This window comes from Microtetraspora malaysiensis, assembly GCF_001528665.1.
In the GTDB taxonomy this organism is placed as follows: domain Bacteria; phylum Actinomycetota; class Actinomycetes; order Streptosporangiales; family Streptosporangiaceae; genus Microtetraspora_A; species Microtetraspora_A malaysiensis.
On record NZ_BBYJ01000021.1, the window covers coordinates 84,143 to 101,297 of the forward strand.

Genomic DNA, 17,155 nt, shown 5'->3' on the forward strand with positions numbered 1-17,155 from the left:
TTCCGGATTTCCGGATTTCCGGGCGCCGCGTGACGGCTCGGGCGCGGTGGCCTGCCGGCCTCCGCGCCCTGCGCCGCCGTACCCCCGGCGTCAGCCGACCGGGACGGCGACGCGGTCCCGGTCGGACGCCGGCCGGTCCTCGTCCTCGGCCTCGTCCTCGCCGTGGGAGAACCGCGGCAGCCACTGGAGCCATCGGGGCAGGTACCAGTTCCAGTCGCCGAGCAGCTTCATCGTCGCGGGCAGCAGCACCGCCCGCACGATCGTGGCGTCGATCAGGACCGCCACCGCCAGGCCGACCCCCAGCTGCATGAACGTCAGCAGCGACAGCGTGGCGAACGTGGCGAACACCGCGACCATGATGAGCGCCGCGCTGGTCACCACGGCGGCCGTGCTCTTGATGCCGTGCGCGACCGCGTCCTCCGTGCGCATGCCCTTGTCGTACGCCTCACGGACCCGGCTCAGGATGAAGACGTGGTAGTCCATCGAGAGCCCGAAGAGGATCACGAACAGGAACAGCGGCAGCCAGTCGGTGATCGTGCCGGTGGAGTGGAAGCCCAGCAGGCTCTCGCCGTACCCCTTCTGGAAGACCAGCACGAGCACGCCGTACGCCGCCGCGACGGACAGCAGGTTGAGCACGATGGCCTTGATCGCGACCACCAGGGAGCGGAACGAGGCCAGCAGCAGGACGAACGCGAACAGCAGCACGGACCCGAACACGAGAGGCAGGCTCCGGCCGAGCTGCTCGTTGAAGTCCATCGACCCCGCCGTGGCGCCGGTCACGTGCGCGCCGGGGATGGTCGCGGGGATGACCCGCTCACGCAGCGTGCGTACGGCGTGCTCGGAGACGGCGTCGGAGCCGGTGCCCTTGATGCCGACGGCGATCCGCGCGACGGTCTTGCCGGGGTTGACCGAGACGGCGAACGGCTCGTTCGCCTCCCCGGTGGCGAACGCGCGCTTCTTGAACTCGGCGATCGCCGAGGTGATCTCCGGGGTCGTCACGTCGGCCGCCTTGAGTACGACGACGGCGGGTTCGTTGCCGCCGGGGAAGGCCGTGTCGATCCGCTTGAAGGTCTGCGCGATCGCGTAGTCGCCCTGGAGGTCGTCGATGGTCTGCGGGCCGGTCTTCAGGCCGGCGGCGGGGATCGCCAGCGCCACGAGCAGGCCGCCCGCCAGCAGGGCGGAGATCGCGGGACGGCGCAGCACCGGGCCGAGGAGCGCGCCCCAGAAGCGGCTCTCGCCGCCGCGTACGCCGAGGACGCGCCGCCAGGTGACCCGGCCGCCGGTGGCGGCGCGGACCGCCCCGTGGACCACCCGGGCGTCGATCTTGTCGCCGATGAGCGAGAGCAGCGCGGGCAGCACGGTGAGCGAGCCGACCACGGCCGTCAGCACCACGAGGATCGTGCCTTCGGCGAAGCCCATGAAGACGCCGTTGCCGGTGAGGAACATCCCGGCCATGGCGACGATCACCGTGACGCCGGAGACGAGCACGGCCCGGCCCGACGTGGCGGCCGGGATCTCCATGGCCCTGCGCCGATCGCGGCCCTTCGCCCGCTCCTCCCGCTCACGCATGATGTAGAAGAGCGAGTAGTCGACGCCGACCGCCAGGCCGATCAGCAGCATCACGTTGGTCGTGGCGTCGCCCACGTGCAGGAGATGGCTGGTCAGGGCCAGCAGCCCGGTGGCGGAGAAGATCGCCGTCATCGCGAGCGCGACCGGGACCACCGCGGCCAGCAGCGCGCCGAACGCGGCGAGCAGGATGCCCAGGGTGATCGGAAGCGACAACTGCTCGGCCCGGACGAAGTCCTTGTCGATCGCCTCGCCGATGAGCTTGTCCGAGCTCGCGCCGCCCGCCTGCTCGATCCGCAGGCCGGGGTGCGCGGCGGCCACCCCGGCCACCGCGTCGAGCACCGGCTGGACCCGTTCCTTGGCGGTGCCGCCCTCACCCTTCATGTCGAACTGGACCAGCGCCGTCCCGCCGTCCTCGGTGACCGGCGACGGCTCCTTGTCGTACGGCGTGCGCACGTGCTCCGAGGGCCGGGTGCTGCCGGCCCACATCCTGTTCAACCCCGGCACGCCGGCCGACGGCATCGTCCCCCATGAGGAGGAGTTCGACACATGCGGTGCCGAAAGTCCGATTAGTCCGGTCTGTTGGTGGAATGTCGTTGAAGAAGGGGTGACGACGACGGGCGGGAAGCCATGAGCGAGCCGGACTACCGGAGCCAGTTGGAGCGGGTGGATGCGGACCTGGCGCGGTTGCGCCAAGAGGTGAAGGAGTTGCGCCGCGAGATCGGCGAGCGCCGCGACGGCACCACCGATGCCGCCGAGATGTCCGCCTTGTTCACCAATGTGGAGCAGCAGGAGGCGCTGATCGAGGACTTCGAACTGAGGCGCCAGCACTTGCTGCGCCGCCTCGAAGAGGCCTGATCATTTCGATCGCGGACGGTATCGCCGGCGATTCCATCCCTCGATGTGCCGCTCTCACCTGCGAATTCATCGGGTCGGCTACGCGGCGTGCCGGGTCAGGAACGCCTCGATGGCGGTCACGAACCCCTTGGCGTCGTCGAGCCACGGGAAATGTCCGCCGCCCGGCTGTACGACGAGTTCGGCGTTCGGGAACAACGCGGCGTACTCGGTGATCACCTGCGGGGCGGCGCCCAGGTCCACCTCGCCGGCGAGCACCAGCACCGGCGCCGGGAACCCGGCCAGCGCCGAGCGGGTGGCGTCCGGGTCGAACGCGCCCTCGGCGGCGAAGGCCGCCGCGGCCTCCCCGTTCCGCTGCTCGTCCTCGACCGCTTGATGGGCCTGCGCCACCGCGTCCCACCGGCCATAGAAGAAGGGGGTGACGGCCTCCCAGTCCTCGTCCGCGGCATCGCCCGCGATGATCGCTTCGAGGGCGGCGGACGCCGCCGGATACCACGGTTCGGCCGCGCGGGGCCGGGTCACCGCACGCCGGATCTCCGCGGTCGGCGTGAGGCCGACCGCCCTGGTGCTCGGGGTGACGAGCACGAGCCTGCCGATGCGCTCCGGGCTCCGGGCGGCGTAGAGCGCGGCGAGGTTCGCGCCCGCGGAGTGCGCGACCAGGTCCATCCGTTCCAGACCCAGGTGCTCGCGCAGCGCCTCGACGTCGTCGACCTGGCGGTCACAGCGGTAGGAGCCGCTGTCCTCCGGTAACGCGGACCCGCCGGTGCCCCGGAGATCCATCAGGATCAGTCGCCGATTGGCGGACAGGCCGCCGAGTTCGCCCAGGTAGGCGGACTCTCGCATCGGGCCGCCCGGCAGGCAGATCAGCGGAGTGCCCGATCCGTACTCGTGGTAGGCGAGGCTGGTTCCGTCATGTGCTGAAAAGAGAGGCATGGTCAGATCATGGCAACGGGTTCCCGAGCGAGGCGATCGATTATTCCGGTGATCGTGATGGTCGGGAACTCCCGGGCCCTGGCCCGCGCCGGCACGTGCTGCGCCGCCTCGAAGGAATACTTCGATCACAGATACTATCGCCAGCGATACTATTCGTTGCGATACTAACTGCATGGCCGACTTCATCGGGCGGGACACGGAACTCGCCAGCCTCCAGGGTCTGCTCGACCGGGTGAAATCCGGCCTGGGCCACGCGAATCCGGGCCAGTGCGTGCTGATGCGAGGCCGGAGACGGATCGGCAAGTCGGCGCTCGCCGAGGAGTTCCTCCGCCGCAGCGGTCTGCCCCACCTGTACTTCACGGCGGCCCGGGGGAGCGCGGAACAGGAGCTGGAACAACTGCTCGCGGACGTCGCCGCCTCGTCGCTGCCCCATCGCGGCCTGTTCGCCGACGCCGCCCCGGCGAACTGGAACAGCGCGCTCCAGCTCCTCGCGGACGCCGTCCCCGACGACGCTCCCTCGATCCTGGTGATCGACGAGGTCCCGTACCTGATGGAGCGGGTCGACGCCTTCGAGGGGCTGCTGCAACGCGCGTGGGACCGCTATCTCAGCCGCAAGCCCGTGCTGCTCATCCTTATCGGCTCGGATCTGGCCATGATGGAGGCGCTCAACAGTTATGAGCGGCCGTTCCACCAGCGCGGGACCGAGATGGTGATAAAGCCGCTCAATCCGGCGGACATCCAGGACATGCTGGGCCTGGACGCGACCGCCGCCCTGGACGCCGCCCTCGTCACCGGAGGACTGCCGCTGGTGTGCGCCGAGTGGAGACGCGGGGCGGCGCTCGGGGAATTCCTCAACGGCGCGCTGACCAATCCTGTCTCGGCCCTGATCGTCTCCGCGGAGAGATCGCTGGCGGCCGAGTTCCCCGGCCAGGCGATGGCGCGAGAGGTGCTGGGCGCCCTCGGGAGCGGGGAGCGGACGTACAGCAACATCGCCAGGGCGGCCGGCGGCATCGCGCACTCCACGCTCAGCAGGGCCGCCGACCTGTTGACAGCCAAGGGGGTGGTCACGTCGGAGCTGCCGCTCTCGACCCGCCCCTCCAAGGAAAGCCGCTATCGCATCACCGACCCCTACCTCCGCTTCTGGCTCCGCTTCGTCGGGCCGCACATCCCCGAGATCGAACGCCGAAGGGGCGATCTCACGCTGCGGCGGATCGCGGCGGGCTGGAGCAGCTGGCGCGGGCGGGCGATCGAGCCCCTGGTACGCGAGGCGCTGGCCCGGCTGCTGCCCGACGACCGGCTTCCGGCGGCTGAGGCGATCGGCGCCTACTGGACGCGCGGCAACGACGTGGAGATCGACATTGTCGGAGCCGACCGCGCGCCCATCGCCAAGGAACTGCGCTTCGTCGGGTCAATCAAGTGGCTGGAAAGTCCGTTCGACGACCACGACCTCCAGCGGTTGATCCGGCAGCGCGCCGCGCTGACCGACCGCGCGCTTCCGCTGGTCGCGGTGTCCAGGAGCGGGGTCGCCTGTTCCGGAGTGGCGGCATACGGGCCGGAGGAACTGGTCCGGGCGTGGCGGTGAGATCGAAACGGCCCCCACCGGGGCGGCGGCCACGGGAAGGCCGGTGGCGTCGGCGGTCATCTGGCACAGGAGCGGGTGGGCGGTTGCCAGGTCGGCCGGGGCGCCTGACACCATCGTGGGCGTATTGGCACACTTTGGGGGGATATTTCATGGCTTCGCCGGTTGAAGAGCTGCTGAACCGGTCGCACGCGCTCGGGTCCGACCCGCGCAACACCAACTTCGCCGGAGGCAACACCTCGGCCAAAGGCATCGCCGTCGACCCGGCGACCGGGTCCGACGTCGAGCTGATCTGGGTGAAGGGGTCGGGCGGCGACCTCGGCACGCTGACCGAGGCCGGCCTCGCCGTGCTCCGCCTGGACCGGCTGCGCGCGCTGACCGGCGTCTACCCGGGCGTCGAACGCGAGGACGAGATGGTCGCCGCGTTCGAGTTCTGCGCTTTCGGCAAGGGTGGCGCCGCGCCGTCCATCGACACCGCGATGCACGGCCTGGTCGAGGCCGCGCACGTGGACCACCTGCACCCTGACGCCGGCCTCGTCGTCGCGGCCGCCGCCGACGGCGAGGAGCTGACCCGGCGCATCTTCGGCGACCGCGTCGTCTGGGTGCCCTGGCGGCGGCCCGGCTTCCAGCTTGGCCTGGACATCGCCGCGATCAAGGAGGAGAATCCGCAGGCCATCGGGTGCATCCTGGGCGGCCACGGCATCACCGCCTGGGCCGACACCTCCGCCCAGTGCGAGGCCAACTCGCTGGAGATCATCCGCACTGTCGAGACGTACGTCGCCGAGCACGGCGAGCCCGAGCCGTTCGGGCCGGTGCTGTCCGGCTACGAGCCGCTGCCGGAGGAGGAGCGGCGCGCCCGCGCCGCCGCGCTGTTCCCGATCATCCGGGGGCTGGCGAGCACCGACGTGCGCCAGATCGGCCACTTCACCGACACCCCCGCGGTCCTGGACTTCCTGTCCCGGGCCGAGCACCCGCGCCTGGCCGCGCTCGGCACCTCCTGCCCGGACCACTTCCTGCGCACCAAGATCGTCCCGATGGTGCTCGACGTGCCGGCCGGCACGCCGATCGAGGAGGCCGTGGCGCGGCTGCGCGAGCGGCACGCCGCCTACCGCGAGGAATACCGCGCCTACTACGAGCGGCACGCCGTCCCCGGCTCGCCCGCCATGCGCGGCGCCGACCCGGCGATCGTGCTGGTCCCCGGCGTCGGCATGTTCTCGTTCGGCAAGGACAAGCAGACCGCCCGGGTCGCCGGCGAGTTCTACCTCAACGCGATCAACGTGATGCGCGGCGCCGAGGCGGTCTCCACGTACGCGCCGATCCCCGAGGTGGAGAAGTTCCGCATCGAGTACTGGGAGCTGGAGGAGGCCAAGCTGCGCCGCCTGCCCGCGCCCAAGCCGCTGGCCGGGCGGATCGCCCTGGTCACCGGCGGCGGCTCCGGCGTCGGCGCCGCCACCGCGCGGCGGCTCGCCGCCGAGGGCGCCTGCGTGGTCGTCGCCGACCGTGACCTCGCCGCCGCCGAGAAGGTCGCCGCCGAGCTGGGCGCCCGCGCGTACCGGCCCTCGGACGCGGCGGTCGCCGCGGGCGTGGACGTGACGGACGAGGAGCAGATCGCCGCCGCCTTCCGGGAGGCCGTGCTGGCCTTCGGCGGCGTCGACCTGATCGTCAGTAACGCGGGCCTGTCGCTGTCGCGCTCCCTGCTGGAGACCACCGTCCAGGACTGGGACCTCCAGCACGACGTCGTGGCGCGCGGCTCGTTCCTGGTCTCCCGGGAGTCCGCCCGGATCATGATCGACCAGGGCATGGGCGGGGACATCGTCTCCATCTCGTCCCCGAACTCCGTCTCCGCCGGCCCCGGCACCGTCGCGTACGGCGCGGCGAAGGCCGGCCAGGTGCGGCTGCTCGCCGCCGAGCTGGGCGAGCACGGCATCCGGGTCAACGGCGTCGACCCCGGCTGCGGTGCCGACCGGGCCGCCGCGTACGGCGGGCCGGAGGAGAAGCTCGGCGAGTCCTACGCCGAGCGGACCCTGCTCAAGCGCGAGGTGCTGCCCGAGCACGTCGCGGCGGCGGTCTTCGCGCTCACCGGCGGAGACCTGTCGCTGACCACCGGACTGCACATCCCGGTGGACGCCGGCGTGGCGGCGGCCTTCCTCCGCTGAAACAGCGCGGACGCCACTGAAACAGCGCGGACAGCGCGGACGCCACCTCTCGCGATGGGTGGCGTCCGCGCGCCGGATCTCCGCGTTCGAGGGTCGCCGGATCGGGCAGGGGGACGCCATGACGGAGGCCCGGGAGGTCCTGAACAGGCACACGGCCGCGTTCAACGCCCACGACATCGACGCGCTGTTGCGGGTCGTGAGTCCAAGGGCTGTGTGGGTCAGCCCGGAGGGCCCCGCCGAGGGGCACGAGGAGATCGCCTCCTATATCGGGCACTTCTTCGCCGCGTTCCCCGACATACGCGCCCTGGTCTGGGAGACCGTCGACAACGGCGACCTGGCGGCCGAGGAAGTGATGATGGTGGGCACCCACGCGGGCACCTACCTGATGCCGGGCGGGCGGGCGGTCCCCGGGACCGGCCGTCCCATCCAGCTCCGCTGCTGTTCCATGTGCACGGTCGAGAGCGGGCTCATCGTCAGCCTGCGCTTCTACTTCGACCAGTTGGAGCTGCTCGCCCAGCTCGGGCTGCTGCCGGGATCAGAACTCTGAGTTCTCGGGCAGCTCGAACCACACGACCTTGCCGGTGAACGTGGGGACGGTGCCCCAGCAGCAGGAGAGCTGCCGCAGCATGTCCAGGCCCCGGCCGCGCTCGTCGTCCGGGCCCGGATCGCACGGCCGCGGCAGGTTCCGGTCGGCGTCCTCGACCTCGCACCGCAGCAGGCCGTCCGCCAGGGAGAGGGAGAGCAGGACCGGCCCGTGGGTGTGCCGCAGCGCGTTGCCGGCCACCTCGCTGACGAGCAGCTCGGCGAGGTCGATCGTCTCGTCGGGCAGGCCCCAGGCGGAGAGCCGGGCGCGGGTCACCCGGCGGGCCATGCACGTGGAGGCGAGGCGCTGCGGAAGCTCCCAGGTGGCGGTGAAGTCCGCGCCCGGCTCCGACCCGCCGGGGGCCTCGGCCGGGGCCTGCGCCGTGGCCCAGTCCTGGTCCCAGTTCACGGCCCAACTACGTCGCGCGGAGAGCGGAGAGGCCGGCGGGACGTTCCGAACCCCCGCCGTCGCGATGTCGATAGTCATGACGTACACCCCGTGAGCTTCCGATCGGCCGGGAGACCGCGCCCGTCGGGCAGCAGCTCGCCGTTGTCGTCGAAGACCACCACGCCGTTGCAGAGCAGACCCCATCCCTGTTCCGGGTGGTACGCCACCAGGACGGCCGCCTCGTGGTCGGAGGCGTAGGCGGAAGGGCAGGAAGGTCGGTGCTCGCACATGGTCGTGTCCTTGGTAGATCCTCGCTGGTCGTCATGGCCGGTCGTCGTGGTTTTCTTCCACCATCAGGATGCCGAGAGACACCCCCAGGTCGTGAGGGGATAAACCCCCGTATGGGTACGTATTTGCATCTACGTACCTGGGCTAAGAGACGGTAATGCGCTCCGGGGCGGGGGTGAGGGGCGCCGGACGCCGCCTCGCCAGGCGTCGCCCGAGTCCCTGCATCGGCAGCTCCACGAACCGGTACGTGAGCCAGCTCACGCCGCAGATGCACGCGAAGGCGGCGAGACCGAGCCCGAGCTGGACCGGCCAGGAGAACCTGAGCGGGTTGCCGGAGACCATCATGAAGAGCCGCAGCACCGGCATGTGCAGCATGTAGACGGAGTAGCTGATCAACCCCAGCCAGGCCAGGGCGTACGGGATCCGGCGCCCGCGCAGGGCGTGGAAGAGCCAGAACGTGCCCCCGGCCAGTGCGACGGTCGCCAGGTTGGCCATGCCGTTGACCGTCACCGGCTTCAGGAACGGCGTCAGGCAGATCAGGAACGCGACGCCCAGGACCGGCCACATCCCCGACATCTCACCGCGCTCCCAGCGGTAGATCACCGTGCCGGTGAACATGACCGCCAGGACCATCGCCCCCTGCCAGGGCACCCGGCTGCCGACCACGATCAGCCCGATGGCGAGGGCGCCCAACCCGAACGCCCCGGCCGTACGGACCCGACCGGCGCCGAACAGCACGCCTCCGAGGCTCGCCACGATCACCGCGAGCGCGATGACCGGCACGACCGGGCCGCCGAGCAGGCCCCGGGTCGGCATGACGAACGCCACCAGCACCGACAGCGCCGCGAACGCCAGGGCGAACAGGCCACTGCGCCGGTGCACACCGGCCACGAAAAGGGCGGTGACGAGGAGGTAGAAGACCATCTCGTAGGAAAGGGTCCACATCGGCTCGGTGAACGCCCACGAGCCGGTGACTTCCATGAGCATCGTGATGTGCCCGACGGGGTCGATGTTGGGGCGCAGCGGCTGGATCGGCGTCATCGCGAGGACGACGGCGATGGTCAGGACGTACAGGGGATAGAGGCGGAACAGCCGGCCGATCCAGAACGCCCGCACGTCCCCCCTGCGCTCCAGCGAGGCGGGGATGATGTAGCCGCTGACCAGGAAGAACACCAGGACGCCGTAGTTCCCCAGGTTGAACCAGGTCGGCCGGATCTCGGGCAGGAAGCGGTAGGTCATGTGTTCGAGCAGCACCGCTGTGGCGCCCAGCCCGCGCAGGGCGTCCAACCACCTGTATCTGGTTATGGCCACCTGATCGTCAATAGACACTTATGCCACATTAAACGATGCTTCTTGGGGATCGCAGAAGAGTTCCCGATTTGGGGAAATTACACCAGTTCAACGAGATGTGGTCAGATCTGCCCGATCTGGAGAATGCCGCGGCGCGGATTCCGCGCCGCGAGCGCCTCCGCGACGGTCGCGCCAACCGGCGCGAAATTCCCCGCCCTACCGCGTACGGCGCAGCAGCAGCGAGACGAAGCCGAAGACGTCCCGGTAGCCGTTCAACCACATGTCGCGGTGGGCCAGAGCCGCCTCGCGCGCCGCTTCGCCGTCGGCGCCGGGGTTCTCCTCGGCCCAGCGCAGCAGGGTGCCGGTCCAGGACCACTCGTACTCGTCCCACTCGCCGCGCTCGCTGGTGTGCGCGTAGACGGTCACGTAACCCGCGCCCTCGGCCCGTGCCACCGTCCCGGCGAGGTCGGCGTAGTCGTCCGGGTCGTCGACCAGCAGGCCGACGACGTCCGGGGTGGGCGGGCTCTCCCAGAAGCCCTCGCCGACCAGGGCGAGGCCGCCCGGGCGCAGGAAACCGGCGACCGCCTCCAACGTCGGGACGAGCCCGCCGAAGGCGTGGGTCGCCCCCATGCACATGACCAGGTCGTACGGCTCGCCGCCCTCCGGACCGCCGAACTCGGTCGCGGACACCCGGTGCAGGCGGATCCGGTCGGCCACGCCCCGCTCCTTCGCCGCTTGGGCGGCGGAGTCGAGGGCGTGCGCGGAGATGTCCACACCGTCCGCCGTCGCGTCCGGACAGAGCGCCAGCGCCCGCAGCGTCCACTCCCCGCCGCCGCAGCCCAGGTCGAGGATCCGCGCGCCCTCGGGCAGCTTCGCCCGGGTGATTAGGCGGTCGATGTGCGCCTCACTGATGGGAGAGGCGATCGGGTGGTCGCCGTGCGCGATGTGGCTGATCAGGTCACGTTCCATCCGCACACTGTCTCGTGCGTTTTGCCGGGAACGCCACCGAATAACGGCATCGCCCTAATGCCGCACTTCCACGGGGTCCCCGGTGCGCACCGTGCCGGGCCGGGTCACCCGCATGATCACGCCGAACTTGTTCTCGTGCGCCGCGATCAGGTGCTTCTGCAGCTCGGGCCAGCGCTCCCGGCCGTACGGGTCCCAGCTCGGCACGGCACAGCGGATGCACGGGCCCGCGTGGTCGCCGGTCACCTCCAGGACCGCCTCACCCACCGTGATCACCGTGCCGTCGGTGAAGGACTCCTCGGCGAACGCGGGCGCGCCGGTGGCGAGGTGGACGTTGGGGCGGAACCGCTCCAGCTCGACCTTCGCGCCGAGCTCCTCCTCCAGGCGGTGCAACGACGCCGCGAAGGTGACCAGCACCGTCGGGCCCCGATCCTGCTGGCCGTCCCCCGCCCGCAGCGACAGCGGCACGCCGTACGACTCCGCCAGCTCGGCGGGGAGTCCGGGGTCGTCCCAGGCCCACGGCACGCCGCCGGGCGAGTAGAGCACCGGAGGGCCGGGCGGCTCGGGGGAGCCGTCGCAGGTGGCCGGGTAGGCCGCCTCCCAGGCCAGCATCGGCGGCGACTGGCGCACGGTGAGCCGCTTGCCCGCGTGCGCCGGCCGCTCGTCGATCAGCGCGTACGCGCGGTCGCCGGCCAGGCCTCGGTGGTCCAGGAGGGCGGCGGAGAGGCGCTCTCCGCGCAAGGACTTGACCGGCCAGCGGTGCAGGCCGTCCACGGTTCCCCGATGCATGCCTCGATCCTAGATGCGCCCCGGGAAGATCAGTGGTGCCGGGCGAACCGGTCGGTGGCCTCGATGAGTCGGTCCAGGATGTTTGGCTCGGTGTAGGCGTGTCCGGCGTCGTCGGCGATGTGAAGCTCCGACTCCGGCCACGCCCGGTGCAGGTCCCAGGCGGTGACCGCCGGGGTGCACATGTCGTACCGCCCCTGGACGATGACGCAGGGGATGTGCCTGATCCGATCGACGTTCCGGATCAACTGCCCCTCGGTGAAGAAGCCGCCGTTCACGAAGTAGTGGCACTCGATCCTGGCGAACGCCACGGCGTAGTCGTCGTCCGCGTGCTTGGCGACGATCGAGGGATCGCGGCGCAGCGTGATGGTCGAGCCCTCCCAGACGCTCCACGCCCGTGCGGCGGGGATCCGTACGGCCGGGTCGGGATCGTTCAGCCGCCGGGCGAAGGCGGCGATGAGGTCGCCGCGCTCGTCCTCCGGGATCGGCGCGACGTAGCTCTCCCACTGGTCGGGATAGACCATCGAGGCGCCCTCCTGGTAGAACCAGCGCAGCTCGAACGGCCGCAGCGTGAAGACGCCGCGCAGCACCAGCTCGGACACCCGGTCGGGATGGGTCTGCGCGTACGCCAGGGAGAGCGCGCTGCCCCACGACCCGCCGAAGACCATCCAGCGGTCGATCCCCAGGAGTTCGCGGAGCCGCTCCATGTCGGCGACGAGGTTCCCCGTGGTGTTGTCCTCCAGCGACACCGCGGGGTCGGACGCGTGCGGGAGACTGCGCCCGCAGTTGCGCTGGTCGAACAGCACGATCCGGTACGCCTCCGGATCGAACTGGCGGCGGTGGTCGGCGGTGCAGCCGCCGCCCGGGCCTCCGTGCACCATGACGACGGGCTTGCCCTCCGGATTGCCGCAGATCTCCCAGTAGATCTGGTTGCCGTGGCCGACGTCGAGCAGGCCGGAGTCGTAGGGCTCGATCGGCGGATAAAGCGTCCTCATGAGCGGCCATCCTGCCGTACAAGGCGCCTGGAGCGGAGTCCCGCCGATCGCGACGGGGCCGATCGGGGGCGGGAGCCGCGATGAGCGCCCCTTCGACGGATAGCCACGACCTCATCGGGTAGGGCGAAGAAACCGGATAAATCACTCTTCGGGGGACGACATGCGGGTTCTTGTCCGGCCACACCAGATCCCCGTACGGCTGGCCACCGGGCTGTTCATGCTGAACTCGGGACTCAGCAAGGCGTCGGCGGACGAGGAGACCGCCGCCGCGCTGCACGGGATGGCGTCCGGGACCTATCCCTTCCTCAAGGACATGGAGCCGATGACCTTCGCCAAGCTGCTGTCGAAGAGCGAGATCGCGCTCGGCGTGGCGTTGCTGCTCCCGGTCGTCCCCTCCGTCGTCGCCGGGGCGGCGCTCACCGCGTTCGCCGGCGGGCTGATGGGCCTCTACCTGAAGACGCCGGGCCTGCGCCAGGAAGGCAGCCTGCGGCCGACGCAGGAGGGCGTCGCCATCGCCAAGGACACCTGGCTGGTGGGCATCGGGGCGAGCCTCCTCTGCGAGGAGCTCGGCCGCCGCGACTGACCCGTACTTTTCGCGGATCAGCCGATCTCGGACCTGACGAAGCGCGCCCGCTCCTCCACCGAGCCGCGCGGCAGCGTGACCAGCTCGTACCCGTACTCCGTGTACGCGGCGACCATGGAGGCGTACGTCCGCTCGGCCTCGTCGGGCGACTGCCTGCGCTCGCCGTCCCGGCGGTAGATCTCGGGCCAGGGCGGGGCGATGAAGACGCGCGGGTGGTACCGGAAGGTCCGCGCGGCGGCGTCCACGTGATCGGGCACCGCGCGCCCTTCGAGACGCAGATATCCCACGATGTCCGGCACTCCGCGGTCGAAGAAGACCGGCCCCGGCCGGCCGCGCGCGATCTGGTACGAGCGCAGCTCCCAGCAGAGCATCAGCTCGGCGAACAGCTCCGGGTCGCGCCAGGGCAGGGCGCGCCCGCCGATCGCGGTCTGGTCCTGGATGATCGCGCGTCCCGCCTCGTGTGACCGCGCGAACCCGGCGCGCTCAAGCCGGTCGATCAGGGTCGTCTTCCCTGAACCGGGCCCTCCGGTGATGACGACGAACTCCCCGGGATCTCCTGCTCGGACCGGCATCCGGCCGCCTCCTCGTTCTCACGTGGTGCGGCTTCCGGCCGCCCCGTCACAGCCAGCCGGCGTCCTGGGCCACCCGGATGGCGTCGATCTTGTTGCGTGCGCCGATCTTGGTGATCGCGCTGGTCAGGTAGTTGCGCACGGTGCCCGGGGAGAGGTGCAGCCGGGCCGCGATCTCCTCCGCCGCCGCCCCGTGGGCCGCCTCCTTGAGCACGGTCGCCTCCCGGGGAGTCAGCGGGCTGGCGCCGTACTCCATCGCGGACGCGACGAGCTCCGGATCCAGGACGCGCAGCCCCTGGGCCGTGCGGCGGATCGCGTCCGCCAACCGGTCGCCGGGGGCGTCCTTCACCAGGAACGCCTCGATGCCGGCCTGCAGGGCACGCCGTACCTGTCCGGGCTGGCCCATCGCGGTGAGCACCAGGATGCGGCAGGAGGGCAAAAGGCCGCGCAACTCGGCCGCGGCGGTGATGCCGTCCACGACGGGGAGGTCGATGTCGACGACCGCCACGTCCGGACGGGTGCGGAGCGCCTCGGGGACGATCTCGTCACCCCGGGTCACCTCGGCGACCACCTCGATGTCCGATTCGAGGCGCAGCAACGCCGTCAGGGCCGCTCTGATCATATGCATGTCCTCGGCGAGCAGCACCTTGATCATCCGGTCACCTCCGGCCGGGAAAGCTCCGATGTCCCGGAACCGTCCGCCGTCCCCTGGGAGGACGCGTCGGGCACGGGGATCTCCATGACGAGCCGGAACCCGCTGTCGCCGACCCGCTCCGCGACCACCGAGCCGCCGACCTGCTCCGCGCGTTCCCGCAGGCCCGCCAGCCCGCTGCCGCCGCCACCCCGGCCGCCGGCGGAAGCACCGGGGACGGGTGAGGGGCCGCCGTCTTCCTCGACGCGGCCGTCGTTCACGACCTCAAGGCGTACGGCCCGGCCGCGCCGCGAGGTGGTGATCGAGCAGGTCGTCGCGCGGCTGTGCCGTACGACGTTGGTGACCCCCTCGCGCACGCCCCAGGCCAGGGTCTCGCCCACCGCCTTCGGCCACTCGACGTCCACGAGGTTGACGTGGCAGCGGACGCCCGCGGCCGTGAGCAGCGCCACGCCCCGATCGACCTCCTGCGACAGCGACATCTCCCGGAACCCCCGGACCACCTGCCGTACGTCCTGGGCGGCGTCCCTGGCGACCCGGACGAGCTCCTCCAGCTCGCCGGCGGCCACGGCGGGGTCGCGCTCGACCAGCCGCCGCGCGAGATCGCCCTTCAGCGCGATGGCGGACAGGCTGTGCCCGAGGCCGTCGTGGAGATCACGCGAGATGCGCAGCCGCTCCTTCAGCACCGCCGCCTCGGCCAGGTCGGCGCGGGCCCGCTCCAGCTCCCTGGTCACGACCACCAGCCGGATCACCGCGTAGGTCACGAATCCGGTGACGAAGACGGTGATGGCGAAGTAGAACCCGCTCGACAGGTTCCCGTCCGGCGGGACGGTGGTGAACACCCAGGCGTGGACGGCCATCGCGCCGGCCACGATCGGCAGGGCCACGGCGAACCGCAGGCGGATCAGCACCGAGCCCATGAGGATCGGGACCATCGGGGCGATCCAGAAGAACCACAGGTCGCCGAAGGCGAGGGACGTCGCGTAGGTGGCCACCGCCTGCACGAGGAGGGCCACCGGGAACCCCCGGAAAGCCTGTCCGCGCAGGGCGGCGCGGATGTGCAGGTAGTGGGGGACGAAGAACCCGGCCATCGCGACGACCATGATCCCGTCGTGCAGCGGGGAGCCGAACATCAGGACCGAGGCGATCAGGTTGACCGTGAACCCCACCGAGATCGTGCCGACCACGGTGATCGCGAGCCCCTGGGGCGTTATACGCATGATGGGTTGATTATGGCGGGGCGCCTACGAGCGGCGCGGCTCCCAGCGGAACCGGCGGCTGATCACCAGCAGCGCGATGGCCGCCCAGACGCTCAGGATCAGCAGGGGCACCGCCGCCGTCTGGAGGTCGCCGGCGAAGGTGCCGTCGGAGAAGGTCGCCCTGCCCACCTTGACCACCGCCGCGGTGGGCAGCAGGTCGAGCGCGGTCGTCAGCCAGCCGGGGAGGAGCTGGCCCATCGGCCCGAAGGCCCCGGCGCCCAGCCCGGCGATCATGAAGAACGGGATGCTCATCGGGGCGGCCACCTCGGCCCGGGGGATGACCGTGGTCCAGGCGGCCCCGAGCAGCGTGATCACGGCCGCGCCGAGCACCACGAAGACGGCGAACAGGATCGGGTCGCGCGGTGCAGAGGCCGAGGTGAGGCTCACCACCGCCACCGTCGTGACCAGCGCGATCAGCACGCTCTGGACCATGATGTTGAGCAGCTCACCGCCGAGCACCGCGCCGTCGCCCAGCCCGGTGGCGCGCAGTCGCTTGAGGATGAGCTGGTCGCGCCGTGCGGTCAGCGAGACGGCGCTCTGGTTGAACCCGCTGAGCGTGAGCACCACCGCCAGCATGCCGAGCAACTGGGCGGCCACCACCGAGGGGTCTCCCGCACGCACCCGGTCCATCAGCACCGGCAGGCCGATGCCGAGCCCCAGGGAGGTCAGCACGGTCGCGGTCAGCGCCTGCTTGTCCCGCCAGTAGATCCGGCCGCCGAGGCGGGCGACCGCCAGGGTCTCACGAGCCGTCATCACGCGTTCTCCTTGCTCGCCAGGTCGAGGAACAGGTCTTCGAGCGTCGCCGTACGGACTTCCAGGCCGCGCAGCCGCAGTCCGCGCTCGCCGGCCCAGCCGAGGAGCGTCTGCGCGGCCACATCGGGGTCGGGCACCCGGCAGATCACGGTGCCGCCCTCCACGGCCGTGACCTCCACGGGCAGGTCGTGGATCTCCACGCCGGCGGGCAGCTCGAACGCCACCCGCCCGGTCTGCGCGGCGAGCGTCTCGGCCATGCCGCCGGCGGCCACGATGGCGCCCTTGTCCATGATCGCCATCCGGGAGGCGAGGCGCTGGGCCTCCTCCAGGTAGTGCGTGGTGAGCAACACGGTGGTGCCGTGCGCCGCCAGATCCGTGACGACGTCCCAGGTGGCCTTGCGCGCCTCCGGGTCCATGCCCGTCGTCGGCTCGTCCAGGAAGAGCAGGTCGGGACGGCCCAGCGTGGCCAGCGCGAGGTCGAGCCGCCGCTTCTCGCCGCCGGAGAGCTGGCGCACCTTGGTGCCCGCCTTGGCGGTCAGCCCGGTCAGCTCCAGGGCCTCGGCGCGCGGCCGGGCGGCCGGGACGAGCTGCCGCCAGGAGTCCACTGTCTGCGCCACGGTCAGGTCGGGGAAGAAGCCCGCCTCCTGCAGCATGATCCCTGTGCTCTTGCGCACCTTGCCCCGGTCCTTCACCGGGTCGAGGCCGAGCACCCGTACGGTGCCGCCGTCGGGGCGCTGGAACCCGGCGAGGATCTCCAGCGTCGTGCTCTTGCCCGCGCCGTTCCTGCCGAGCAGGGCGAATATCTCGCCGCGGGCGACGGAGAAGGAGATTTCCCGGACCGCCTCGAAGTCGCCGTAGCTCTTCCTGAGCCCGTCCACCTGGATCGCTTCCATGGCTCCGATTCTTCGGAGCCGCGCCGCGCGGCGGCAGTGAAAAATTCACGACTTGCCCCGGAACC

Annotated in this window: 18 protein-coding genes; 5 read left to right on the plus strand and 13 right to left on the minus strand. The window is 71.1% G+C overall.

Annotated elements, in window-relative coordinates; translation table 11 throughout:
- Positions 1-90 precede the first annotated feature (90 nt).
- The gene (locus AWQ71_RS26640) at positions 91-2,055 is read right to left on the minus strand and encodes an MMPL family transporter (protein WP_245658477.1); all 1,965 of its coding nucleotides are present in this window, start codon (positions 2,053-2,055) and stop codon (positions 91-93) included.
- A 141-nt stretch (positions 2,056-2,196) separates the two neighbouring features.
- On the opposite strand from AWQ71_RS26640, the gene AWQ71_RS26645 reads away from it, so the two are divergent.
- Positions 2,197-2,424, plus strand: a complete 228-nt coding sequence (locus tag AWQ71_RS26645) for a hypothetical protein (protein ID WP_067137854.1) — start codon at positions 2,197-2,199, stop codon at positions 2,422-2,424.
- A gap of 78 nt (positions 2,425-2,502) precedes the next feature.
- Here AWQ71_RS26645 and AWQ71_RS26650 read toward each other — a convergent pair whose 3' ends face one another.
- Complete coding sequence (locus AWQ71_RS26650) at positions 2,503-3,354, minus strand: alpha/beta fold hydrolase (RefSeq protein ID WP_067137860.1); 852 nt, start codon at positions 3,352-3,354, stop codon at positions 2,503-2,505.
- Between the two features lie 172 nt (positions 3,355-3,526).
- Here AWQ71_RS26650 and AWQ71_RS26655 point away from each other — a divergent pair, with 172 nt between their 5' ends.
- From AWQ71_RS26655 to AWQ71_RS26665, 3 genes are all read left to right on the plus strand, one after another.
- Positions 3,527-4,936, plus strand: coding sequence for an ATP-binding protein (locus AWQ71_RS26655; protein ID WP_067137862.1), 1,410 nt, complete (start codon positions 3,527-3,529; stop codon positions 4,934-4,936).
- 149 nt (positions 4,937-5,085) lie between these two features.
- The gene (locus AWQ71_RS26660) at positions 5,086-7,089 is read left to right on the plus strand and encodes a bifunctional rhamnulose-1-phosphate aldolase/short-chain dehydrogenase (protein WP_067137864.1); all 2,004 of its coding nucleotides are present in this window, start codon (positions 5,086-5,088) and stop codon (positions 7,087-7,089) included.
- Positions 7,090-7,207: 118 nt separating this feature from the next.
- The gene (locus AWQ71_RS26665; protein WP_067137971.1) at positions 7,208-7,636 is read left to right on the plus strand and encodes a nuclear transport factor 2 family protein; all 429 of its coding nucleotides are present in this window, start codon (positions 7,208-7,210) and stop codon (positions 7,634-7,636) included.
- On the opposite strand, the gene AWQ71_RS26670 is transcribed toward AWQ71_RS26665, so the two are convergent.
- The 6 genes from AWQ71_RS26670 to pip form a co-directional block, all read right to left on the minus strand.
- Positions 7,625-8,158 carry an ATP-binding protein gene (locus AWQ71_RS26670; RefSeq protein ID WP_169806633.1) on the minus strand — a complete coding sequence of 178 codons (534 nt, stop codon included), beginning with the start codon at positions 8,156-8,158 and terminating at the stop codon, positions 7,625-7,627. The two genes, AWQ71_RS26665 and AWQ71_RS26670, sit on opposite strands and share 12 nt — an antisense overlap.
- A complete protein-coding gene (locus AWQ71_RS26675; RefSeq protein WP_067137868.1) occupies positions 8,155-8,349 on the minus strand; it encodes a DUF5999 family protein in 195 nt (64 codons plus the stop codon). Before AWQ71_RS26675 ends, AWQ71_RS26670 begins: the two co-directional genes overlap by 4 nt.
- A 142-nt stretch (positions 8,350-8,491) precedes the next feature.
- Complete coding sequence (locus AWQ71_RS26680; RefSeq protein WP_084259322.1) at positions 8,492-9,676, minus strand: acyltransferase family protein; 1,185 nt, start codon at positions 9,674-9,676, stop codon at positions 8,492-8,494.
- A gap of 177 nt (positions 9,677-9,853) precedes the next feature.
- On the minus strand, positions 9,854-10,606 hold the full coding sequence (locus AWQ71_RS26685) for an SAM-dependent methyltransferase (protein WP_067137871.1): 753 nt from the start codon (positions 10,604-10,606) through the stop codon (positions 9,854-9,856).
- A 54-nt stretch (positions 10,607-10,660) separates the two neighbouring features.
- Positions 10,661-11,392, minus strand: coding sequence for an MOSC domain-containing protein (locus tag AWQ71_RS26690; protein ID WP_067137872.1), 732 nt, complete (start codon positions 11,390-11,392; stop codon positions 10,661-10,663).
- A 29-nt stretch (positions 11,393-11,421) separates the two neighbouring features.
- A complete protein-coding gene (pip, locus tag AWQ71_RS26695; RefSeq protein WP_067137873.1) occupies positions 11,422-12,384 on the minus strand; it encodes a prolyl aminopeptidase in 963 nt (320 codons plus the stop codon).
- 160 nt (positions 12,385-12,544) lie between these two features.
- Between pip and AWQ71_RS26700 the strand changes: the two genes are divergently transcribed.
- On the plus strand, positions 12,545-12,967 hold the full coding sequence (locus AWQ71_RS26700; protein ID WP_067137874.1) for a hypothetical protein: 423 nt from the start codon (positions 12,545-12,547) through the stop codon (positions 12,965-12,967).
- Between the two features lie 17 nt (positions 12,968-12,984).
- On the opposite strand, the gene AWQ71_RS26705 is transcribed toward AWQ71_RS26700, so the two are convergent.
- Genes AWQ71_RS26705 through AWQ71_RS26725 form a run of 5 tightly spaced genes read right to left on the minus strand, consistent with a single transcriptional unit; the run spans position 12,985 to position 17,090 of the window.
- Positions 12,985-13,539, minus strand: a complete 555-nt coding sequence (locus AWQ71_RS26705; RefSeq protein ID WP_067137876.1) for an AAA family ATPase — start codon at positions 13,537-13,539, stop codon at positions 12,985-12,987.
- A 46-nt stretch (positions 13,540-13,585) separates the two neighbouring features.
- Entirely contained in the window at positions 13,586-14,191 is a 606-nt protein-coding gene (locus tag AWQ71_RS26710; protein WP_067137877.1) for a response regulator transcription factor, read from the minus strand.
- The gene (locus AWQ71_RS26715) at positions 14,188-15,405 is read right to left on the minus strand and encodes a sensor histidine kinase (protein ID WP_157570589.1); all 1,218 of its coding nucleotides are present in this window, start codon (positions 15,403-15,405) and stop codon (positions 14,188-14,190) included. The genes AWQ71_RS26710 and AWQ71_RS26715 overlap by 4 nt, the downstream gene beginning before the upstream one ends.
- Positions 15,406-15,429: 24 nt before the next feature.
- The gene (locus AWQ71_RS26720) at positions 15,430-16,197 is read right to left on the minus strand and encodes an ABC transporter permease (RefSeq protein WP_067137879.1); all 768 of its coding nucleotides are present in this window, start codon (positions 16,195-16,197) and stop codon (positions 15,430-15,432) included.
- The gene (locus AWQ71_RS26725) at positions 16,197-17,090 is read right to left on the minus strand and encodes an ABC transporter ATP-binding protein (RefSeq protein ID WP_067137880.1); all 894 of its coding nucleotides are present in this window, start codon (positions 17,088-17,090) and stop codon (positions 16,197-16,199) included. Before AWQ71_RS26725 ends, AWQ71_RS26720 begins: the two co-directional genes overlap by 1 nt.
- Between the last annotated feature and the right edge of the window lie 65 nt (positions 17,091-17,155).